Here is a 20,863-nt window from a genome sequence, read left to right on the forward strand (position 1 = left end):
AGGGATGGGCCCGCAGTGCCTGTTCAGGCGAGTTCGTGCCTGGTCAGCCGGTCAGACGAGGTCGCGCCTCGGCAGACCGGATCAGCCGTTGCGCTTCCAGCGCGGCTTGTCGTCACGGCGCCCGAAGGAGCCCGTGCCGGAGCCGGAGCGGTCGTCGCGGCGGTTGTACGACGGACGGTCGTGGCCACCGGAGCGGAAGCCGCCGGAGGGGCGGTCGTCGCGGCGGTCACGGTTGAACGGACGGTCGCTGCCGCGGTGGCCGCCGGCGGGGCGGTCGTCACGGCGGAAGGAGCCGCCACGGTTGTCGTCACGACGGTCGCGGTTGAAGCCGCCACCACGGTTGTCGTCACGGCGGAAGCCACCGCCGCGGTTGTCGTCGCGGCGCTCGAAGGAACGGCCACCACGGTCGTCACGGCGCTCGTCGCGACGGAAGCCGCCACCACGGTTGTCATCACGACGGTCACGGTTGAAGCCACCGCCGCGGTTGTCGTCACGACGCTCGAAGGAACGGCCGCCACCACGGTTGTCATCACGGCGGTCGTCGCGACGGAAGCCGCCACCACGGTTGTCATCACGACGGTCACGGTTGAAACCGCCACCACGGTTGTCGTCACGACGCTCGAACGAACGGCCACCACGGTCATCGCGGTTGAAGCCGCCACGGTCACCGCGACGGTCCCGCTCGTAGTTGCCGCGCTCGTCGCGCTGCGGACGACGGTCGTACGAGGAGGAGCGCTCCTCGCGGACCGGGCGCTCGGCGACCGGCTCAGGGGCCGACGTCTCGGCGGCCTCGACGGCGGCCTCGGCCACGGCGGCGGCCTCGGCGACCGCGGCCTCCGGGTCGTCACCGCGCTCGCGGGCGGCACGCGCGGTGAGGCGGTCGGCCTCCTCGCGCAGCTCGGCGGCGCGGCGCTGCGCGCGCTCCAGCTCCTTGGTGAGGTCCTTGACCTCACGCTCGGCCTGGGTCGCGGCGTTGCCCGCGGAGTCGGCCTGCACCTCGGTCATCGAGCGGGCGCCGGTGATCTCGGCGACCTCCGGGTCGAAGGTGCCGCCGCCGTTGATGATGTGGCGCGAGGCGTCGACGCCCGCGTCCTCCATCAGGCGGAAGATCTGGCGGCGCTGGTGCGGCAGGGACAGGGACACGACCGTGCCGGAGCGGCCCGCGCGAGCGGTGCGGCCGGAGCGGTGCAGGTAGTCCTTGTGGTCGCCGGCCGGGTCCACGTTCAGAACCAGGTCGATGCCGTCGACGTGGATGCCGCGGGCGGCGACGTCGGTGGCGACGAGCGCGTTGACGTAGCCGTCCTTGAAGTCCGCAAGCGTCCGCGTACGGGCGCCCTGCGTCATGCCGCCGTGCAGCGCGTCGGCCTTCACACCGGCGTCGCGCAGCTGCTCCGCGATGCGGTCGGCGCCCAGCTGGGTGCGGACGAAGATGATGGTGCGGCCCTTGCGCGCGGCGATCGCGGCGGTGACCGGCGCCTTGTCGCGGGGCTTCACGATCAGGATGTGGTGCGTCATGGTCGTGACGGCGCCCTGGGCGGCGTCGACCTCGTGCGTCACCGGGTTGGTCAGGTAGCGCTTGACCAGCGTGGAGATCTCGTTCTCCATCGTGGCCGAGAACAGCATGCGCTGGCCGCCGGCCGGGACCTGGTCGAGCAGCTCGGTGACCTCGGGCAGGAAGCCCAGGTCGGACATCTGGTCGGCCTCGTCGAGGACGGCGACCTCGACGTTCTCCAGGGAGCAGGCGCCGCGGTTGATGATGTCGCGCAGGCGGCCCGGCGTTGCGACGAGGATGTCGACGCCGCGCTCCAGGGCGTAGATCTGGTTGCCCATGGACGTACCGCCGCAGACGACCTTCATCTTCAGGCCGAGGACGTCGCCGTAGGGCTGGAGGGCGTCGGCGACCTGCATCGCCAGCTCGCGGGTCGGGGTCAGGATGACCGCGCGGGGCTTCTTCTTCTCGGTGTGGCCGTCGGCGAGGCGCGCCAGGGTCGGCAGACCGAAGGAGAGGGTCTTGCCGGAGCCGGTGCGGCCGCGGCCCAGGATGTCCTTGCCGGCCAGGGCGTCCGGGATGGTCGCGGCCTGGATCGGGAAGGGGGTGTGCACGCCGTTGCGCGCGAGCTTGCGGACGACTCCGTCGGGCAGGCCGAGGTCACCGAAGGTGATCTCGGGCTCGGCGTCGGCGTCGGCCTCGACGGACTCGGCGTCGGCGTCGGTGGTGACCTCGGTGACGTCCTCGGCCGCGACGATCTCGACGGCCTCGGCGACGGCCTCGGCGGCAGCGTCGGTCTCGACGACCTCGACAGCCTCGACGGCCTCGTTCTCGGGCAGGACGGCGTGGTCAGAACTGAAAATGGACATGCGAAATGCGAAACCTTCCGGAGTCTCGGCACGCGCCCGTCAACTCCGTGATTTCGCAATGGACCGCCTCTATGCGGTCAGCCACGGCAAGGGAGAGTACGCGCCACGCGGCGCTCTTCTGTGTCGGCGCCGGGCAAATGGGATCAAACGATCTACCACCATACGCACCCCCCACCCCATATGGCAAACCGCCCTCCCCCGGACCGCCCTCCACCTGCGAAGACGTCACCACGGAGACCATCGGCCCGACCCGGGCGGCACCCCTACCGGGGCCCCTCCTGAGGCGACGGCTCCCGCCCCGCGATCTCCGCGTCGCGCCGCTGCAGCTGTGCGTCCTGCGCCGACCCCTCGTGCGCCGACGACGACGGCTCGGGGGTGGTCGGATCCGGCGTCGGGGTCGGTGTCGGCTTGGGCGGCGTGGGCGTCGGCTCCGGCTCGGTCGGGGTCGGCTTCGGCCGGGTCGGCGACGGCTTCCCCGGCTTGCCCGGCTTCGACGGCTCGGCGGAGGAGGACGCGGACGAGGACGCCGAGGGCTTCGCGGTCCCCGAGGCGGACTCGCTCGCGCCGGGCGACGCGCCGCCGCCCTTGCCCTTCCCCTTGCCGCTGCCCTGCCCCCGCTCACCGCCGGGGCCGATGTCCCCGCTCCGCGTCAGGGGCCCGCCGTCGGGTGCCGCCGCGCCGCTGCGCTGCCCGGCGGAGCGGCCGGGCCCCGGCGCGTTCCCGTCGTCACTGATGCTCATGCAGCCCGCGGTCGCCGCGACGGCCACCGCGACGGCGGCCCAACGGGCGGGAACGTACAACTGGCGCACGGCCGAGCACCTCCGAGGCGCTGAGAATCGGGACGCCCTGCCCAACTCCCGCGGCCCGCAAGAGGACACGGACCGCCACCCGCCCCCGCCCGCTCACCCGCACCCGAGCACGGCCCCCGCTCACCCGTACCCGCACGGCGCCTCTCCCGGACGCCGCACCGGGGCCACGTCACCCGTAGCCGAGCGCGTGCAGCCGCTCGTCGTCGATCCCGAAGTGGTGCGCGACCTCGTGCACCACGGTGATCTCCGTCTCCGCGACGACGTCCTCGCGCGACTCGCACATCCGCAGCGTCGGCCCCCGGTAGATGGTGATGCGGTCCGGCAGCACACCGGCGTACCACTCGCCCCGGTCGGTCAGCGGAGTCCCCTCGTAAAGACCGAGCAGTTCGGGATCGTCCGCGGGCGGCTCGTCCTCGACGAAGACCGCCACATTGTCCATGAGCCGCGTCAGCTCCGGAGGAATCCGGTCGAGCGCCTCGGCCACCAGTTCCTCGAACTCCTCGCGCGTCATCTCCAGCACACCCCCATTGTCGGCCACACCGTGCGGCCCGTCCCGGCATACCCACCCCGCCACTTGGGCATAGGGGACCAATGGCCCGCGACTTCACGGTCGTTCTCCAGGGCGTACGAAAGGCGGGCAGCGCCTTCGTAGGCCACTACCGCGCTCGCCGCACCCACCCCGAGACCGAACTGGTCAGCCCGCCCCACCCCTATGCCCGCCCGTCGCCCACCACCACCCTGCTCGATGGTGCTTCGCACCGCCCCTACAAATCTGCCCTCGGCCTGATCACCGTCGTCCTGCTCGGCGCCTGGCTCGGCCTGCTCATCGTCGGCAGCGTGCGCGCGCCGGTCGGCCCGATGGACACCCGCATGACGCTGCGCCCGTCCGTGTCCGGCGGCACGAAGATCAACGTCTCCCCGCTCGGCGCCCTCGAACTCCGCTCCCACACGGCCCCCATCCGCCTCGACGTCGACGTGGACCGCCTCGACCCGGTGCGCTCCCAGGCCCTCGTCGACCACCCCGAGCGGCTCTCGGGCCTCCAGGACGAGGTGGCGCGCGACGTCGGCCACGGCGCGCTCGACCTGGCCGTACGCTCCTGCGTCGCCGTCGTCTCCGGCGCCACCGCACTCGGCCTCGCCGTCTACCGCCGCCCGCGCCGCGCCCTCGCGGCGGGCGGCCTGGCCCTCGCCCTGCTCGCGGCCTCGGGCACGGCGGCGTACGCCACCTGGAACCCGAAGTCCGTGCTCGAACCGAAGTTCTCCGGGCTCCTCAGCAGCGCCCCCTCCGTCGTCGGCAACGCCCGCAGCATCGTCAGCGAATTCGACGTCTACCAACAGGAGTTGGCGCGCCTGGTCACCAACGTCACCAAGCTCTACGACGTGACGTCCACGCTCCCCGCCTACCAGCCCGACCCCACCACCATGCGGGTCCTGCACGTCTCCGACATCCACCTCAACCCGGCCAGCTGGAAGATCATCGCGTCGCTCGTCGAGCAGTACGACATCGACGTCATCGTCGACTCCGGCGACACCATGGACCACGGCTCGGCCGCCGAGAACGGCTTCCTCGACCCGATCGCCGACCTCGGCGCCCCCTACGTGTGGGTGCGTGGCAACCACGACTCGCACACCACCCAGCGCTACCTGGAACGCTTCAAGAACGTCCACGTCCTCGACGACGGCAGCGCCGAGACCGTCGCGGGCCTGCGCTTCGCGGGCATCGGCGACCCGCAGTACACCCCCGACCGCTCGGTGAAGGCCGAGGGCGACTCCGTCGAGCACATGGCGGGCATCCGCCTCGCCTCCGCCCTGCGCGCCGAACGGGCGGCCGGCACCCCGGTCGACGTGGCGATCGCGCACAACCCGACCGCGGCACGCGAGACCGACGGCGAAGTGCCCCTGGTGCTCGCGGGCCACGTCCACCACCAGGAGATGGAGGTCATGGAGGAGGGCACGCGGCTGCGCATCGAGGGTTCGACGGGCGGCAGCGGGCTGCGCGCGGTCGAGGGCAAGTACCCCGACCCGGTCGAGGCCTCGATCCTCTACCTGGACCGTACGACCAAGCGACTGCAGGCCTGGGACGAGATCAAACTGGGCGGCCTCGGCCTCACGAAGGCGGAGGTCAGCCGCCATCTCCCCAAGGAGAACCAGCCCGGAGCGTCCCCTTCGCCGACCGCCCCCACCCCCTCCGGCTAAACCGTTTTGGCGATAGCTCCCCGCATCCCATATGCTTCTCACGTCCCCGACGCGCTGCAAGGCGCACACGGCGGGCCTCTTAGCCCTCATCGTCTAGTGGCCCAGGACGCCGCCCTTTCAAGGCGGTAGCACGGGTTCGAATCCCGTTGGGGGCACGCAACACCTTGTGCGAGACTAGTGCTCGCACAACGCTTGGTCCTGTGGAGCAGTTTGGAGTGCTCGCCACCCTGTCAAGGTGGAGGCCGCGGGTTCAAATCCCGTCAGGACCGCTTGCGATTCCTCGCGGATCGCGTGGCTGGGTAGCTCAGTTGGTACGAGCGATCGCCTGAAAAGCGATAGGTCGCCGGTTCGATCCCGGCCCCAGCCACCTCTTCCCAGAAGCCCTGCCGATCCCGGCGGGGCTTCTGCCGTTTCCCCCACGCCTCCGTGAGCGCCCCCCCGGCACCGTGGGCTGTGCCCACCCGTGCCGCCCTGCGGCACGATTGCCCACAGCGGAGCGACCACGCACCCGCAGCCGCAAACGCGCCCGAGGGGACGTGGGGGTATGTGCGCACGGAGCACCTTGACCCACCGTGACGGTGAGCACTGACGGAGGCATCCGCCACGGGATAGCGAGTACGCACATACCCCCGCGGCCCCGCCCCACAGCCGAAGCGAATGCGAGACCGAGCCAAGGCAAGCCAAGGCGAGGCGAGGCGAGGCGAGACCTACCCCCGCTCCCGCTCCCGACCCCGCCGCCACCCCCGCACCACAAGCCCCAGCCCCACCAGCCCCACAACCCCGATCAACAGCACGGAGTCCGGCACGGCACGACCAACACCACCCGCCCACTGCTCCACCGCGAACGAGTCGTCCACATCGAGCAACCCGGGCAGCGCGGTAGTCCCGTCGTACGCAAGGAAAAGCGCACCGAGCCCGACGAAGAAGAGCCCGGACAGCAGCGAAGTGGTGTGCAGCTCGAACCGCCCGAGCCGCACGACGCGCCCCCGCAGCCACCGCCGCCGCCCCAGGTCGAACCGCTCCCAGAGCAGCGCGAGGAGGAAGAGCGGCACGGCCATCCCGAGCGCGTACACGGCAAGGAGCAGCCCGCCGTACACGGGACTCCCGCTCACCGCGGCCACCGTGAGGACGCTGCCGAGGATCGGCCCCGCACAGAACCCGGCGAGCCCGTACACCGCACCCAGCGCGTACACGGAGAACGCGGTGGTCGGCCTGATCCGCCCGGACAGTTCGGCCATCTTCCGCGAGGCGAACCCCATGCCGAGGATCTGAAGGACCCCGAGCCCGATGATCAGCCACCCGGCGACGAGCACCAGCTGGTCGCGGTGGCCGAAGAAGAACCGCCCGGCGTAGGACCCGGCGGCGCCGAGCGGCACCAGGGTCGTCGCGAGCCCGGCGTAGAAGATCCCGGTCCTGGCGACGAGCCGCGAGGTCGAGTCGATCGAGTACGCGAAGAAGGCGGGGAGCAGCAGGGCGCTGCAGGGGCTCACCAGGGCGAGCAGACCGCCGAGGAACGCGGCGAAGTACCCGACGTCGGCGGTCACTTGGCACCGCCCTTGCCGGAGGGAGCACCCTTCGCGGTCTGGGCCGCCGCCTCGATCGCCTGGTGGAAGACCTCGTCGGGCTGGGCGCCCGAGATGGGCCGTCCGTTGATCACGAAGGACGGCGTCGAGGTGGCGCCGAGGCCGTACGCCTCTTCCTGGTCCTTCTTCACCGCGGCCTTGGCGGCATCGCTGTCGGCGTCCTCCGCGAAGCGCTCGACGTCCTTGACGCCCGCCTCCTTCGCCAGCTCCTTCAGGCGGTCGTCGCCGAAGCCCTTCTCCTTGGACCCGTCGGCGTACGCGGCCTCGTGGAACTGCCAGAAGCGCCCCTGCTTCCCCGCCGCCCACGCGCCGCGCGCGGCCCGCTCGGAGTCCTCGCCGAAGATCGGGAAGTTGCGCCACTCGATGCGCAGGGTCCCCTCGTCGACGTACTTCTTCACGAGGCCCGGCTCGGTGTCGCGGGCGAACTTTCCGCAGAAGCCGCACTTGAAGTCGGCGTACTCGACCATCACGACGGGCGCGTCGGCGCGCCCCTGCGCGAGCGGGTCCTTGGCGTCGCGCCGGGCGAGCTTCTCCAGCTCGGGGTAGACACCGGGCTGCTGTCCGGTGGAGGGCGCGGCGCCCGCGGCCTCCTCCTTGACCGTGCCGGTGGCGGAGTCGTCGGGCTTGGTCGCGGTGTACGAGGCGACGCCGAGCAGCACGGCGGCGACGGCGACACCCGCGCCGATGGCGATGTTCCGGCTCTTCTTGGTGTCGTTCTTGGGCTTGTTGCCGTTCTTGGGCATCAGAGCGATCTCTCTTGTCCTGTTGTACGTCGATGAAGGGGCCCCTGAGACAGGGGCCTCCTACACGCGCAGGACGGAGAGATCCATCGGCGACGGCGGATCGAGCGCGGGGGGCGCGCGGCCCGGCGCCATCGTGAGCACGGCCTGGTCGACGCCCCACGCGCCGGGTGCGGCGTGGGCGTCGTACAGCGCGGGAAGCAGTTCGTACGAGGTCCCGGAGCGCGCCGGAGTGGCCGGCACATGGTCCGCGTCCTGCCGGCCGCCCTTGCCGCAGCCGGGCACACCGGCCCCGTCGGACTCCTGGGCGACGGGCACATCGGCCCCGGCCTGGCTCACCGCCGCCACCGCGGCCGTCCGTGCCACGGAGCCCGCGGCGGCCGTCGCGGGCCCGCCGCAGAACACCCCGAGCATGACGAGCAGCACCCCCACCAGAGGGCACCACGTCGTACGGGCACGGGACAGCATGCCCGGAATCGTACGTGCCGGGGCGCCCCGCCGGAGAAATCGGTTCGCCACCGCCGAGCCGCGGGTGAGATCCTGGATCGCGTATGTCTACGCAGCCCGCCCTCGCCCTCGACACCCTCGCCCCCCGCCTGACCGAGCTCTCGCTGCGCGACGAGCACCGGATCGGCCGGCGGCTTGAGGGTGCGCGCCGGATCCGCAAGCCCGAGGCCCGTGCCGCCGTCCTCGCCGAGATCGCGGCGGACGTGGAGCGGGCCGAGGAGCGGATGGCCGAGCGCGGCTCCCGCGTGCCCGCGATCACGTATCCGGAGCAGCTGCCGGTCAGCCAGAAGAAGGACGAGATCGCCGAGGCGATCCGCGACCACCAGGTCGTGATCGTCGCGGGCGAGACCGGCTCCGGCAAGACCACACAGATCCCCAAGATCTGTCTGGAGCTCGGCCGTGGCGTGCGCGGCATGATCGGCCACACGCAGCCGCGCCGCATCGCGGCCCGCACGGTCGCCGAGCGCGTCGCCGAGGAGATGAACACGCCGCTCGGCGAGGCCGTCGGCTGGAAGGTCCGCTTCACCGACCAGGTGAACCAGGACGGCACGTTCATCAAGCTGATGACGGACGGCATCCTGCTGGCCGAGATCCAGACGGACCGCGAGCTGCGCGCGTACGACACGATCATCATCGACGAGGCCCACGAGCGCTCGCTCAACATCGACTTCCTGCTCGGCTATCTGGCCCAACTGCTGCCGAAGCGCCCGGACTTGAAGGTCGTCATCACCTCGGCGACCATCGACCCCGAGCGCTTCTCGCGGCACTTCGGGGACGCCCCGATCGTCGAGGTCAGCGGGCGCACGTATCCGGTGGAGGTCCGCTACCGCCCCCTCCTTGAGGAGGACTCGGACGACTCCGACCGCGACCAGATCACCGCGATCACCGACGCCGTCGAGGAGCTCCAGGCCGAGGGCAAGGGCGACATCCTCGTCTTCCTCTCCGGAGAGCGCGAGATCCGGGACACGGCGGACGCGCTGAACAAGAAGAACTACAAGTTCACCGAGGTCCTCCCCCTCTACGCCCGCCTGTCGCACGCCGAGCAGCACCGCGTGTTCCAGCAGCACACGGGAAGACGCATCGTCCTCGCGACGAACGTCGCCGAGACCTCCCTGACCGTCCCGGGCATCAAGTACGTGATCGACCCGGGCACGGCCCGCATCTCCCGCTACAGCCACCGCACCAAGGTGCAGCGCCTGCCCATCGAGGCGATCAGCCAGGCGAGCGCCAACCAGCGCAAGGGCCGCTGCGGTCGTACGTCGGACGGCATCTGCATCCGGCTGTACTCGGAGGACGACTTCCTCGCCCGCCCCGAGTTCACCGACGCGGAGATCCTCCGTACGAACCTCGCCTCCGTCATCCTCCAGATGACCGCGGCCGGGCTCGGCGACATCGAGAAGTTCCCCTTCATCGACCCGCCGGACCACCGCAACATCCGCGACGGCGTCCAACTCCTCCAGGAACTGGGCGCGTTGGACCCGAGCCAGAAGGACGTACGCAAGAGGCTGACGCAGCAGGGCCGCAAGCTCGCCCAGCTGCCCGTCGACCCGCGGCTGGCCCGGATGGTCCTGGAGGCCGACAAGAACGGCTGCGTGCGCGAGGTCATGGTGATCGCGGCGGCGCTGTCCATCCAGGACCCGCGCGAGCGCCCCTCGGAGAAGCAGGCGCAGGCCGACCAGCAGCACGCCCGCTTCAAGGACGAGACGAGCGACTTCCTCGCCTTCCTGAACCTGTGGCGGTACGTCCGCGAGCAGCAGAAGGAGCGCGGCTCGTCGTCCTTCCGCCGGATGTGCAAGGCGGAGTACCTGAACTTCCTGCGCATCCGCGAGTGGCAGGACATCTATACGCAGCTGCGTACGGTCGCCAAGCAGATGGGGATACACCTCAACGAGGACGACGCCCCCGAGCAGCACGTCCATATCTCCCTCCTTTCCGGCCTGCTGTCCCACATCGGGATGAAGGACGTGAAGGAGTCCAAGGAGAGCAGGGCCGCCAAGGACAACGACCCGAAGCAGCGCGGTGGCGGGCGGGGCGAGTACATCGGCGCCCGCAACGCCAAGTTCGCGGTCTTCCCGGGCTCGGCGCTCTTCAAGAAGCCCCCGCGCTTCATCATGTCGGCCGAGCTGGTGGAGACCTCGCGCCTGTGGGCCCGCGTGAACGCCCGCATCGAGCCCGAGTGGGTCGAGCCGCTCGCGCAGCACCTCCTGAAGCGGACGTACAGCGCACCGCACTGGGAGAAGGACCAGGCCGCGGTGATGGCGATCGAGAAGGTGACGCTGTACGGCGTCCCGATCGTCACGGACCGCAAGGTGAACTACGGCCGCATCGACCCCGAGGTCTCCCGCGACCTGTTCATCCGCAACGCGCTGGTGGAGGGCGACTGGCGCACGCACCACAAGTTCTTCGCCGCCAACCGCAAGCTCCTCACCGAGGTCGAGGAGTTGGAGCACCGGGCGCGGCGCCGCGACATCCTCGTCGACGACGAGACGCTCTTCGACTTCTACGACCAGCGGGTGCCCGCGGACGTCGTCTCCGGTGCGCACTTCGACTCCTGGTGGAAGAAGAAGCAGCGGGAAGAGCCCGAACTGCTCGACTTCGAGCGGTCGATGCTGATCAACGAGAAGGCGGGTGACGTCTCCAAGGACGACTACCCCGACTCGTGGCGGCAGGGGCAGCTCAAGTTCAAGGTGACGTACCAGTTCGAGCCGGGCGCGGACGCGGACGGTGTGACCGTCCACATCCCGCTCCAGGTCCTGAACCAGGTCACGGACGAGGGCTTCGACTGGCAGATCCCGGGTCTGCGCGAGGACGTGGTCATCGAGCTGATCCGCTCCCTGCCCAAGCCGATCCGCCGCAACTACGTGCCTGCGCCGAACTTCGCGAAGGCGTTCCTGGAGCGGGCGGTCCCCCTTCAGGAGCCACTGCACGTCACGCTGGCGCGCGAACTCCAGCGGATGGTCGGTGTGCCGGTCTCGCCGGACGACTTCGACCTGACGCGCGTACCCGACCACTTGAAGATCACGTTCCGGATCGTCGACGAGCGGCGCAAGAAGCTCGCCGAGGACAAGGACCTGGAGGCGCTCAAGCTCCGGCTGAAGCCGAAGGCCCGCAAGGCGATCTCCCAGGCGGCCGCAGCGACGGCGGAGCGCACGGGCGGCTCCGCGGTCGAGCGCTCCGGCCTCACGGACTGGACGATCGGCACGCTCTCGCGCGTCTTCGAGACCCGCAGGGCGGGCCAGCCCGTGAAGGCGTACCCGGCGCTCGTGGACGACGGCGACACCGTCTCCGTACGCCTCTTCGACACCGAGGCCGAGCAGCTGCAGGCCATGTGGCGCGGCACCCGCCGCCTCATCCTGCGCAACATCCCGGTGAATCCGGCCAAGTTCGCCTCGGACAAGCTGACCAACCAGCAGAAGCTCGCCCTGTCCGCGAATCCGCACGGCTCCATGCAGGCGCTCTTCGACGACTGCGCGATGGCCGCGGCGGACAAGCTGATCGCGGACTTCGGCGGGCCCGTCTGGGACGAGGAGTCGTACCGCAAGCTCTTCGACAAGGTGCGCGCGGAGATCGTCGACACGACCGTGAAGGCGGTCGGGCAGGTCCAGCAGGTCCTCGCCGCCTGGCAGGCCTGCGAGCGCCGCCTGAAGTCGGCCAAGAGCCCCGCCCTGCTCGCGAACCTCTCCGACGTGCGGGAGCAGCTGAACTCCCTCATCAAGCCCGGCTTCGTGACGGAGACGGGCCTGCGCCGCCTGGCCGACCTGATGCGGTACATGGTGGCGGCGGACCGGCGCCTGCAGCAGATGCCGACCAACGTCCAGCGGGACACCACCCGCATGGAGAAGGTCCGCGAGATGCGCGACGAGTACCTGTGGCTGCTCGAACAGATGCCGCAGGGCAGGCCCGTACCGCAGGAGGTCCTGGACATCCGCTGGATGATCGAGGAGCTCCGCGTCAGCTACTTCGCGCACGCGCTCGGCACCGCGTACCCCGTTTCCGACAAGCGGATCGTGAAGGCGATCGACGCGGCGGTGCCGTAACCAGCCAGGCACACAGGGTGAGTTCGACCGCTGGGCCTGCACTGCTGTACAGTCTCATCTCGCAGCGCAACGCACGAATCAGCGCAGCAGAGCAAGGTCCTGTGGAGCAGTTTGGAGTGCTCGCCACCCTGTCAAGGTGGAGGCCGCGGGTTCAAATCCCGTCAGGACCGCAGTGAAGAAGAGGCCGCATCCTTTGGATGCGGCCTCTTCTTGCATTCCGCCCTCGCATCCCGCCGGATCGGGCGAAGACCGCACCCGCGGCGGAGCCGCAACCGGATCCCGTCTTCCCCATCCGTCGGGCCCCGCCCCTCCTCCCCCGGACGAGACCCCTTCCCACCCCTGTGAATGCGGCCCGTTGCCGCTCCCGCACCTTGACTGCGTCACATTCCGCCGGTACCCCAGACAACAGGGAGCCGGCGGGAGGCTCCCCAGGAGGTGACGCATGACCGCTCTTCCGGCGTCTCCGCGACATGAGACACGCGCCCTGCTGCGCGCCCACCTCGCCGCGGCGCACGGCTACCGCCACCTGACCCGGCACTGCCCCATCTGCCATCAACTGCTGAGGCTCGCCCTGGAGCCCTCGCAGCACGGCCCTGGCGAGTGCGAGGCGCCCGAGACCGGCTTCGTGCGGGAGAGCGCCGCACAGGACGAGACGAGCGAGGACGAAAGTCCCCCCAACGCATGACCAAAGGCGACGCACACTCTGCCCTCCCGGTGGGAGGCTGAGAGACACGGGCCTTCGAAGCGAAGCCGGTATCCCTTTAGCGCAGGGGCATCACGGCCAACAAGGTTCACGGCATGTGACGGGTGTCACCGAACAAGTTTTGGGAACCCCTGAACTTACGCCCTTCCTACAACGGGCCAATTTAATATGTGCAATTGCACCACCCTTTGAGCGCTCCCCCCGCACCCCCTCAGAGACCAACAAGGGCGCTCACGGACCCCCTCACCAGCAGGTCCTCGGCACACAAAAGCGAGCGCCCGAACGGGCATCCGGCGATGCCCGGCGCACACAAAAAGATCGCGCTGGACCCGGCGGAGTCCAGCGCGATCGAACGACTCACCCCATGGGGCAGGGCGTGGGCCTCGTTGGGGCGAGACCCTCGTCGTGTGTAGCTATATGTCGGACGTACGGCCAGGTTGGGGGACCCGGCAGCAGTGGTGCTCTTCGCCCGAGTTGTACGGGTTACTGCTGGTTAAGCGGTAGTTCAGGCCTCGCTGCGCTGCTGCGGGATACCCGCGAGCAGTGCGCGGACCTCAGCCTCGCGGTAACGGCGGTGTCCGCCGAGCGTGCGAATCGACGTGAGCTTGCCAGCCTTGGCCCAGCGCGTCACCGTCTTCGGGTCGACGCGGAACATCGTGGCGACCTCAGCCGGGGTCAGCAGCGGCTCGGCATCAGGGGTGCGAGCGGTCATGAGCGGCCTCCTCGGGAGAACCGAACCTTCTCGGTTCATTCCTCTAAATTCTGCACCTTGACCCGCGTTGCCCGAAATGGCGGACGCGAGTCGAGTCGGTTATAGGACGAACGGCTTGTCCTCGGCACTACAACTACACCATCCGTCCAGCCGCGTCGGCCAAACCGATGGAATTGCCCTCCCAGGTGTTCATCACCGACGGAAGCCGATGGACCATGCCATAGCGGACAGTCACGTCACAGTGACGATCAGTCACAGAGCGATCAGGAGTCAACAGACCCCCCATAGCGTGCAATGTCGAGCATTCCGCCCTTACTTGGGCGGAAGGAGCCCTCCCCGGACTCCTTGTCCTATTTTGGCACGAGGAGGGGTGATGGGCGCAAGGGCCCAGTAAGTGCGGTCCGTCACGCTTGAGGCAAAGGCCCGGATCGGGACCTACGTCCCGTCGCCGGGACGACCACGGACCTCGGGGGTGGGTGACCGCGGACCTACGGGCCATGTGACCACGGACCTTCAGTTCGCGAACTGGAGGTCCCGGACCGCCCGCCATCGCTCCACGAGCCTTGCATACGCCTCGCCGGCCACCTCGCCGTCACCGTCGCGCAACGCCTCGATTCCCTCGGCCACATCCGCGGCGGAGTGGTCCTCGTCGAGATCCTCCGCGGACAGCGCGTGCACGAGCCCGCCGTAGTCGAGCTCGACCAGGGAGCGCGGGTGGAACTCCTCGAGCCACCGGCCCACGTCCACCAGGCCCTCGATGAGCGGTCCGTCGTCCATCGCGTCCCGCAGCGTCCGCAGGGCGCGCGCGACGCGGCGCCGGGCCTGCACCATCGGCGTCCGGTAGCGCAGGACGGGCGGCGAGCCGGGCTGCCCCTCGGCGGCCTCGCCCGCGCTGCGCTCATAGCTCCGCTCCTCGTCCGACACGAGGACGAACCAGTGCAGCGGGACCTGCCACGTGGCCGTACGGATCCAGGGGCGCGCGTCGGGGTTGCGGGCCAGCCACCGCTCGTAGTCCGCGGTCGTCTGACGGCGCAGCACCGGCGGGAGCACCGCGTCGAGCACCGGCGTCGGAAACTGTTCGGCGAGGTCCCCCAGCGCCTGCCAGCCGCGCAGCCGGGTCCGCCACGGGCAGACGCACAGCACGCCGTCGACCTCCACCACGAAGGCGTCGCTGCTCTCGTGCACCGGCACGGGCACGGGCGGCGTGGAGACCAAATCGGCCAGCGAGCGCCGGAGTTCGTCCTGGTAGGAGGGGCGGTCCGCGCGGCGGGCATAGCGCGACCAGTGGCCGCGCTCCGGCTCGGGGAAGGCGGCCAACGGCTCGTACACACGCAAGTAGGACGCGTACGGGACCGTCACCGATGACACCTTGGGCACGGCTCCTCCCTCCCCCGCCTACCGGCCGGAAAACACTGTTCGGCGCGCCATGGCCGAACTCCGCCCCACCCCCGCCGCCCGCCGGGAGAGGGTGATCCTCGGCACTGCGCGGCCAAGGCCGGTGGACAGGCTCTAGTCTCATGCCCAGCGGGCGCCCGCCACCCGCACGGGAGCCCACCCAACCGCCGCTATTCGACCGGGAGTCACCACAGTGACCGAAGCAGACAACGGCGTCCTGCACACCCTGTTCCACTCGGATCAGGGGGGCCATGAGCAAGTAGTGCTCTGCCAGGACCGTGCCAGCGGCCTCAAGGCCGTCATCGCCCTGCACTCCACCGCCCTGGGCCCCGCCCTCGGCGGCACCCGCTTCTATCCGTACGCGAACGAGGCCGAGGCCGTCGCCGACGCGCTGAACCTCGCGCGCGGGATGTCGTACAAGAACGCCATGGCCGGACTCGACCACGGCGGCGGCAAGGCGGTGATCATCGGCGACCCGGAGAAGATCAAGAGCGAGGAACTGCTTCTCGCCTACGGCCGCTTCGTCGCCTCGCTCGGCGGCCGGTACGTCACGGCCTGCGACGTCGGCACCTACGTCGCGGACATGGACGTCGTGGCCCGCGAGTGCCGCTGGACCACCGGACGCTCCCCCGAGAACGGCGGCGCGGGCGACTCCTCCGTGCTCACCGCCTTCGGTGTCTTCCAGGGCATGCGCGCCTCGGCCCAGCACCTGTGGGGCGACCCGACGCTGCGCGGCCGCAAGGTCGGCATCGCGGGCGTCGGCAAGGTCGGCCGCCATCTCGTCGAGCACCTCCTGGAGGACGGCGCCGAGGTCGTGATCACGGACGTGCGCGAGGAGTCCGTGCGCGGCATCGTCGACAAGCACCCTTCGGTGACGGCGGTCGCGGACACCGAGGCGCTGATCCGCGTCGAGGGCCTCGACATCTACGCCCCGTGCGCGCTCGGCGGCGCCCTGAACGACGACAGCGTGCCGGTGCTCACCGCGAAGGTGGTGTGCGGCGCGGCCAACAACCAGCTCGCGCACCCGGGCGTGGAGAAGGACCTGGCCGACCGGTCGATCCTGTACGCACCCGACTACGTGGTGAACGCGGGCGGCGTGATCCAGGTCGCGGACGAGCTGCACGGCTTCGACTTCGACCGGTGCAAGGCGAAGGCGTCGAAGATCTTCGACACCACGCTCGCCATATTCGCTCGTGCAAAGGAAGACGGTATTCCGCCGGCCGCGGCGGCCGACAGGATCGCCGAGCAGCGGATGGCCGACGCCCGCTGACGGCCCCCGGAAGCTGATCTTCCAAGCCCTCGCGACGCCATGGCAGGGCCCCGCCGGCGCATCGGGGAGACAAGACTCACCCCCGTCGGCGGGTCGCCCGACAAGAAGAGGTTAAAATCGCAGTTGACCAGCGAGGAAGGGGCTCCTCGCGGGTTGTGCGCCGAGGCGCGTCCTGCGGGCGACGTACCGTATGGCCGCAGGAGCAGGTACCGTGGAAGCCCTACGGACCGGTCTCTCCAAGGAGAGCCCGTTCCCGATCATGAACGCGTGTCAAGACTCTGGGGCCACCGAGCCCCATATCCGAGGGGGTCGAGCCATGGGGCGCGGCCGGGCAAAGGCCAAGCAGACGAAGGTCGCCCGCCAGCTGAAGTACAGCAGCGGCGGGACTGACCTGTCGCGTCTGGCCAATGAGCTGGGCGCTTCGACTTCGCAACAGCCGCCGAATGGCGAGCCGTTCGAGGACGACGACGAGGAAGACGACCCGTACGCCCAGTACGCGGATCTGTATAACGACGACGAGGACGAGGACGACGAGTCCGGTCCGACGTCGCAGCGCCGCGGCGCTTGACCTCGTTGCATACGCAGCATTTGTTGATTCTGTTGCCTACGCAGTATTCGCAGTTCTCATAGCAACTGCACTTCACCCGGTCCGGGGTGAGCACCACACCGGACCGGGTTTTGTGCTGCCCTGAGGACCGCCCCACCCCGGCTACTTCGCGTAGTCGCCGATCAGGGCGGCGCCCGTCGCGTGGTCGCCGCGGTCGGTGATCTCGCCCGCGACCCAGGCCTCCACGCCGCGGTCCGCGAGGGTGGTGAGCGCCGCGTCCGCCGACTCCTCGGGGACGATCGCGATCATGCCGACGCCCATGTTCAGCGTCTTCTCCAGCTCCAGGCGCTCGACCTGACCGGTCTTGCCGACCACGTCGAAGACCGCGCCCGGGGTCCACGTCTCACGGTCGACGATCGCGTGCAGGCCGTCCGGGATGACCCGGGCGAGGTTCGCCGCGAGGCCGCCGCCGGTGATGTGGCTGAAGGCGTGCACGTCCGTGGTGCGGGTGAGCGCCAGGCAGTCCAGGGAGTAGATCTTGGTGGGCTCCAGGAGCTCCTCGCCGAGCGTGCGGCCGAACTCCTCGACGCGGCGGTCCAGGGACCAGCCCGCACGGTCGAAGACCACGTGCCGGACGAGCGAGTACCCGTTCGAGTGAAGACCGGAGGCCGCCATCGCGATGACGGCGTCACCCTTACGGATGCGATCCGGGCCGAGCAGGCGGTCGGCCTCGACCGCGCCCGTGCCGGCGCCCGCGACGTCGAAGTCCTCCGGGCCGAGCAGGCCCGGGTGCTCCGCGGTCTCGCCGCCCACGAGGGAGCAGCCCGCGAGGACACAGCCCTCGGCGATGCCCTTCACGATGGCGGCGACCCGCTCGGGGTGGACCTTGCCGACGCAGATGTAGTCGGTCATGAAGAGCGGCTCGGCGCCGCACACCACGATGTCGTCCATGACCATCGCGACGAGGTCGTGGCCGATGGTGTCGTACACGCCCATCTGGCGGGCGATGTCGACCTTCGTGCCCACGCCGTCGGTCGCCGAGGCGAGCAGCGGGCGCTCGAAGCGCTTGAGGGCGGAGGCGTCGAAGAGCCCGGCGAAGCCGCCGAGGCCGCCGAGGCCCGCGACCTCGGGGCGCTGGGTCTTCTTGACCCATTCCTTCATCAGCTCGACGGCGCGGTCGCCCGCTTCGATGTCGACGCCTGCGGAGGCATAGCTGGCACCGGTGGTCTCAGACATGGTTGTTGAGAGCTTTCGTGTCGTTTGTTGCGGATGCCTACGGGCGACGGATCGCGTCGGCCGCGGCCGTGGACGCCGGACCTGCGGCCAGCTCCGTCTCCAGGAGCTGCTTGCCGAGCAGCTCGGGGTCGGGAAGATCCATCGGGTACTCGCCGTCGAAGCAGGCGCGGCAGAGGTTCGGCTTGTCGATGGTCGTGGCCTCGATCATGCCGTCGATGGAGATGTAGGAGAGCGAGTCGGCGCCCATGGAGGTGGCGATCTCGTCGATGGTCATGCCGTTGGCGATGAGTTCGGCGCGGGTCGCGAAGTCGATGCCGAAGAAGCACGGCCACTTCACGGGCGGGGACGAGATCCGGATGTGGATCTCGGCGGCGCCGGCCTCGCGGAGCATCTTGACCAGGGCGCGCTGGGTGTTGCCGCGGACGATCGAGTCGTCGACGACCACGAGGCGCTTGCCCTTGATGACTTCCTTGAGGGGGTTCAGCTTGAGGCGGATGCCGAGCTGGCGGATCGTCTGCGAGGGCTGGATGAAGGTCCGGCCCACGTAGGCGTTCTTGACCAGGCCCGCACCGAAGGGGATGCCGGACGCCTCCGCGTATCCGATCGCGGCGGGGGTGCCGGATTCGGGAGTCGCTATGACGAGGTCGGCCTCGACGGGGGCTTCCTTGGCCAGTTTCCGGCCCATCTCGACGCGCGAGAGGTAGACGTTCCGGCCCGCGATGTCCGTGTCGGGGCGCGCCAGATAGACGTACTCGAAGACACAGCCCTTGGGCTTCGCTTCCGCGAATCGTGACGTTCGCAGCCCGTTCTCGTCGATGGCGACGAACTCGCCGGGCTCGATCTCGCGGACGAAGTTCGCGCCGCAGATGTCGAGCGCCGCGGACTCCGAGGCGACGACCCAGCCGCGCTCGAGGCGGCCGAGGACCAGCGGGCGGATGCCCTGCGGGTCGCGGGCGGCGTAGAGCGTGTGTTCGTCCATGAAGACGAGGGAGAAGGCGCCCTGCACGTCCGGGAGGACCTTGGCGGCGGCGTCCTCTATGGTCAGCGGCTTGCCGTCGTCGTCGGTCTGGCCCGCGAGGAGTGCCGTCACCAGGTCGGTGTCGTTGGTCGCCGCGACCTGTGTCGCGCGGCCGTTCTCCTTGGGCAGTTCGGCGACCAGCTCGGCGAGCTGGGCCGTGTTGACGAGGTTGCCGTTGTGCCCGAGCGCGATGGAGCCGTGCGCGGTGGCACGGAACGTCGGCTGGGCGTTCTCCCAGACGGAGGCTCCGGTGGTCGAGTAGCGGGCGTGACCGACCGCGATATGACCCTGGAGCGAGCTGAGAGAGGTTTCGTCGAAGACCTGGGACACGAGGCCCATGTCCTTGAAGACGAGGATCTGGGAGCCGTTGCTGACCGCGATTCCCGCGGATTCCTGACCCCGATGCTGGAGGGCGTAGAGCCCGAAGTACGTGAGCTTTGCGACCTCTTCGCCCGGAGCCCAGACACCGAAGACGCCACAAGCGTCCTGGGGGCCTTTCTCGCCGGGGAGCAGATCGTGATTGAGTCGACCGTCACCACGTGGCACGGCACCGAGTGTAGGCGAGATCGACCACTGGTCCGAATTGGGGATACGGAACCTGTACGGACCGTGATCGCGGTGACGGTCGGCTCCCGTTACTTGAGGCCGAGCAGGCCGCCCAGGATCACGCCGAGGTCGAGGCCCGTGGAGACCTCCGTGTTCACGTTCAGGCCCAGGTCCAGTTTGAGGTCGGCGTCCGCCTGCAGGGACAGATCCGTGGCCGCGGTGAGCAGCGCGGAGCCCGCGGCGACGACGTCCACGCCGAGGCCCGCGTTGAGGCGTGCGGCGAGGGCCTCGTCGACCTTCACGTCGGCGTTCAGCGAGACGGAGTTCGCGGCGGTGTCGACGGTCTTCTTGTTCAGGGCGGGCCGGTCGAAGGTGCCGAGCTTGACCTTGGCGGTGCCCTTGGCGTCGTGGAGCGTGCCGATCAGGACGCCGGTGGACAGGTCCGCCTCCAGGCCGGAGAGGGTCACGCCCGTCTCGGTCTTCACGTTCACCAGGCCGAGGCAGGTCTCGGCGAAGGTCAGTCTGCCGCCGACCTTGGCGTCCACCGCGGCGATGTCGCCGGCCGTCACGCCGAGGCTGAGGGCGGTGACGGGCGGCACGTAGGGCTTGCCCTTGGGGTCCTTGGGGACCTTGCAGTCGGTGGTCAGCTGGGTGAGGACGACGCCCTTGGCCTTGAGCCCGGCGAGCAGCCCGGCATCGAGGGTGATCTTGGCGAAGCCGCCGTCGACGGGGACGTCCTTGGCGGGCTTGGCCTCCTTGGCCGGGGGCGGGGGCGGGTCGGCGGCCCAGGCGGTGGCCGGAACGGCGGTGAGGCCGAGGGCGAGCAGGGCGGTCGTGGCGGCGGCCTTGCGGGATATGTGTCGCATGGGAGCGGTCTCCTGGGGAGGGGGTCGGGGGTGCGCACGAATTTCGGGCACGCACAGTCAGCCAAGGGGACTCAGCGTGAGCGCGCGATTTCAGGGGGTGCGTACGGGGTACCGCGGGGGCCGCGTACGGAGTACCGCCGCGGGTGCGTACGGAGTACTAAGCCCTTGTGAACAGGCCGGCCCGTTCGTTGACAGGTACACGGACGCCCGGTCAGGCTCCTGGGCCATGCAGCCCTTCAGTGACCCGAGGACGGTCACGCTCGTGGAGCGCCGCCACGTCGACCTGGTCCGTGTCGCGAGCGCGATCTGTCGCCGCGCTGCCTGAACTCCGTCTCCCTCT

General features: G+C 69.9%; 17 protein-coding genes and 4 tRNA genes. 10 read left to right on the plus strand and 11 right to left on the minus strand.

The features are described 5' to 3' along the window. Nucleotides 1-81 precede the first annotated feature (81 nt). The 3 genes from ACFWZ2_RS31185 to ACFWZ2_RS31195 form a co-directional block, all read right to left on the minus strand. The gene (locus ACFWZ2_RS31185; RefSeq protein WP_384551340.1) at nt 82-2,358 is read right to left on the minus strand and encodes a DEAD/DEAH box helicase; all 2,277 of its coding nucleotides are present in this window, start codon (nt 2,356-2,358) and stop codon (nt 82-84) included. 263 nt (nt 2,359-2,621) lie between these two features. After that, nucleotides 2,622-3,167 (minus strand): hypothetical protein, encoded by a 546-nt coding sequence (locus ACFWZ2_RS31190; protein WP_384551342.1) that lies wholly within the window; start codon nt 3,165-3,167, stop codon nt 2,622-2,624. A 169-nt stretch (nt 3,168-3,336) separates the two neighbouring features. Continuing rightward, the gene (locus tag ACFWZ2_RS31195; RefSeq protein WP_384551344.1) at nt 3,337-3,687 is read right to left on the minus strand and encodes a metallopeptidase family protein; all 351 of its coding nucleotides are present in this window, start codon (nt 3,685-3,687) and stop codon (nt 3,337-3,339) included. A 71-nt stretch (nt 3,688-3,758) separates the two neighbouring features. On the opposite strand from ACFWZ2_RS31195, the gene ACFWZ2_RS31200 reads away from it, so the two are divergent. The 4 genes from ACFWZ2_RS31200 to ACFWZ2_RS31215 all read left to right on the plus strand — a co-directional run bounded on the left by ACFWZ2_RS31200 (nt 3,759) and on the right by ACFWZ2_RS31215 (nt 5,730). After that, nucleotides 3,759-5,363, plus strand: a complete 1,605-nt coding sequence (locus ACFWZ2_RS31200; RefSeq protein WP_384551345.1) for a metallophosphoesterase — start codon at nt 3,759-3,761, stop codon at nt 5,361-5,363. Between the two features lie 82 nt (nt 5,364-5,445). Further along, a tRNA-Glu gene (locus ACFWZ2_RS31205) sits at nt 5,446-5,518 on the plus strand. 39 nt (nt 5,519-5,557) lie between these two features. Next, nucleotides 5,558-5,632: transfer RNA gene (locus tag ACFWZ2_RS31210), tRNA-Asp, on the plus strand. Between the two features lie 24 nt (nt 5,633-5,656). Further along, nucleotides 5,657-5,730: transfer RNA gene (locus ACFWZ2_RS31215), tRNA-Phe, on the plus strand. Between the two features lie 340 nt (nt 5,731-6,070). On the opposite strand, the gene ACFWZ2_RS31220 is transcribed toward ACFWZ2_RS31215, so the two are convergent. The 3 genes from ACFWZ2_RS31220 to ACFWZ2_RS31230 are packed head-to-tail and all read right to left on the minus strand — an operon-like array spanning nt 6,071 to nt 8,154. Beyond that, nucleotides 6,071-6,907: a cytochrome c biogenesis CcdA family protein gene (locus tag ACFWZ2_RS31220; protein WP_384551347.1), complete on the minus strand. Its 837-nt coding sequence runs from the start codon at nt 6,905-6,907 to the stop codon at nt 6,071-6,073. Further along, nucleotides 6,904-7,689, minus strand: a complete 786-nt coding sequence (locus ACFWZ2_RS31225) for a DsbA family protein (protein ID WP_384551349.1) — start codon at nt 7,687-7,689, stop codon at nt 6,904-6,906. The genes ACFWZ2_RS31220 and ACFWZ2_RS31225 overlap by 4 nt, the downstream gene beginning before the upstream one ends. 60 nt (nt 7,690-7,749) lie before the next feature. Continuing rightward, nucleotides 7,750-8,154 carry a hypothetical protein gene (locus ACFWZ2_RS31230; RefSeq protein ID WP_384551351.1) on the minus strand — a complete coding sequence of 135 codons (405 nt, stop codon included), beginning with the start codon at nt 8,152-8,154 and terminating at the stop codon, nt 7,750-7,752. Between the two features lie 83 nt (nt 8,155-8,237). Here ACFWZ2_RS31230 and hrpA point away from each other — a divergent pair, with 83 nt between their 5' ends. The 3 genes from hrpA (at nt 8,238) to ACFWZ2_RS31245 (ending at nt 12,915) form a co-directional block, all read left to right on the plus strand. Then, nucleotides 8,238-12,230: an ATP-dependent RNA helicase HrpA gene (gene hrpA, locus ACFWZ2_RS31235; protein ID WP_384551352.1), complete on the plus strand. Its 3,993-nt coding sequence runs from the start codon at nt 8,238-8,240 to the stop codon at nt 12,228-12,230. A gap of 95 nt (nt 12,231-12,325) precedes the next feature. Beyond that, nucleotides 12,326-12,400 (plus strand) — tRNA-Asp (locus ACFWZ2_RS31240). A 272-nt stretch (nt 12,401-12,672) separates the two neighbouring features. After that, a complete protein-coding gene (locus tag ACFWZ2_RS31245) occupies nt 12,673-12,915 on the plus strand; it encodes a DUF6274 family protein (RefSeq protein ID WP_384551354.1) in 243 nt (80 codons plus the stop codon). A 523-nt stretch (nt 12,916-13,438) separates the two neighbouring features. Here the strand turns inward: ACFWZ2_RS31245 and bldC are convergent. Beyond that, nucleotides 13,439-13,645 (minus strand): developmental transcriptional regulator BldC, encoded by a 207-nt coding sequence (gene bldC, locus ACFWZ2_RS31250; protein ID WP_003949541.1) that lies wholly within the window; start codon nt 13,643-13,645, stop codon nt 13,439-13,441. Between the two features lie 513 nt (nt 13,646-14,158). Continuing rightward, nucleotides 14,159-15,022: a hypothetical protein gene (locus ACFWZ2_RS31255; protein ID WP_384551356.1), complete on the minus strand. Its 864-nt coding sequence runs from the start codon at nt 15,020-15,022 to the stop codon at nt 14,159-14,161. Between the two features lie 211 nt (nt 15,023-15,233). Here ACFWZ2_RS31255 and ACFWZ2_RS31260 point away from each other — a divergent pair, with 211 nt between their 5' ends. After that, nucleotides 15,234-16,310, plus strand: a complete 1,077-nt coding sequence (locus ACFWZ2_RS31260; RefSeq protein WP_384551358.1) for a Leu/Phe/Val dehydrogenase — start codon at nt 15,234-15,236, stop codon at nt 16,308-16,310. A gap of 316 nt (nt 16,311-16,626) precedes the next feature. Continuing rightward, nucleotides 16,627-16,878, plus strand: a complete 252-nt coding sequence (locus ACFWZ2_RS31265) for a DUF3073 domain-containing protein (protein ID WP_055613827.1) — start codon at nt 16,627-16,629, stop codon at nt 16,876-16,878. A 141-nt stretch (nt 16,879-17,019) separates the two neighbouring features. Here ACFWZ2_RS31265 and purM read toward each other — a convergent pair whose 3' ends face one another. The 3 genes from purM to ACFWZ2_RS31280 form a co-directional block, all read right to left on the minus strand. Beyond that, nucleotides 17,020-18,093 (minus strand): phosphoribosylformylglycinamidine cyclo-ligase, encoded by a 1,074-nt coding sequence (purM, locus tag ACFWZ2_RS31270; protein ID WP_384551360.1) that lies wholly within the window; start codon nt 18,091-18,093, stop codon nt 17,020-17,022. A 37-nt stretch (nt 18,094-18,130) separates the two neighbouring features. Continuing rightward, complete coding sequence (gene purF / locus ACFWZ2_RS31275; RefSeq protein WP_384551362.1) at nt 18,131-19,657, minus strand: amidophosphoribosyltransferase; 1,527 nt, start codon at nt 19,655-19,657, stop codon at nt 18,131-18,133. 89 nt (nt 19,658-19,746) lie between these two features. Then, the gene (locus ACFWZ2_RS31280) at nt 19,747-20,523 is read right to left on the minus strand and encodes a hypothetical protein (protein WP_384551363.1); all 777 of its coding nucleotides are present in this window, start codon (nt 20,521-20,523) and stop codon (nt 19,747-19,749) included. A 226-nt stretch (nt 20,524-20,749) separates the two neighbouring features. Between ACFWZ2_RS31280 and ACFWZ2_RS31285 the strand changes: the two genes are divergently transcribed. Beyond that, nucleotides 20,750-20,848 carry a putative leader peptide gene (locus tag ACFWZ2_RS31285; protein ID WP_384551365.1) on the plus strand — a complete coding sequence of 33 codons (99 nt, stop codon included), beginning with the start codon at nt 20,750-20,752 and terminating at the stop codon, nt 20,846-20,848. Nucleotides 20,849-20,863: the final 15 nt, after the last annotated feature.

Source organism: Streptomyces sp. NPDC059002, assembly GCF_042740435.1.
Taxonomy (GTDB): Bacteria; Actinomycetota; Actinomycetes; order Streptomycetales; family Streptomycetaceae; genus Streptomyces.

Bases quoted from the DNA above. Each gene is read 5' to 3' on its own strand.
- purM (WP_384551360.1), bottom strand. From the start codon at position 18,093: ATGTCTGAGACCACCGGTGCCAGCTATGCCTCCGCAGGCGTCGACATC.
- ACFWZ2_RS31225 (WP_384551349.1), bottom strand. From the start codon at position 7,689: ATGCCCAAGAACGGCAACAAGCCCAAGAACGACACCAAGAAGAGCCGG.
- ACFWZ2_RS31280 (WP_384551363.1), bottom strand. From the start codon at position 20,523: ATGCGACACATATCCCGCAAGGCCGCCGCCACGACCGCCCTGCTCGCC.
- ACFWZ2_RS31285 (WP_384551365.1), top strand. From the start codon at position 20,750: ATGCAGCCCTTCAGTGACCCGAGGACGGTCACGCTCGTGGAGCGCCGC.
- ACFWZ2_RS31265 (WP_055613827.1), top strand. From the start codon at position 16,627: ATGGGGCGCGGCCGGGCAAAGGCCAAGCAGACGAAGGTCGCCCGCCAG.
- bldC (WP_003949541.1), bottom strand. From the start codon at position 13,645: ATGACCGCTCGCACCCCTGATGCCGAGCCGCTGCTGACCCCGGCTGAG.
- ACFWZ2_RS31185 (WP_384551340.1), bottom strand. From the start codon at position 2,358: ATGTCCATTTTCAGTTCTGACCACGCCGTCCTGCCCGAGAACGAGGCC.
- hrpA (WP_384551352.1), top strand. From the start codon at position 8,238: ATGTCTACGCAGCCCGCCCTCGCCCTCGACACCCTCGCCCCCCGCCTG.
- ACFWZ2_RS31230 (WP_384551351.1), bottom strand. From the start codon at position 8,154: ATGCTGTCCCGTGCCCGTACGACGTGGTGCCCTCTGGTGGGGGTGCTG.
- ACFWZ2_RS31200 (WP_384551345.1), top strand. From the start codon at position 3,759: ATGGCCCGCGACTTCACGGTCGTTCTCCAGGGCGTACGAAAGGCGGGC.
- ACFWZ2_RS31245 (WP_384551354.1), top strand. From the start codon at position 12,673: ATGACCGCTCTTCCGGCGTCTCCGCGACATGAGACACGCGCCCTGCTG.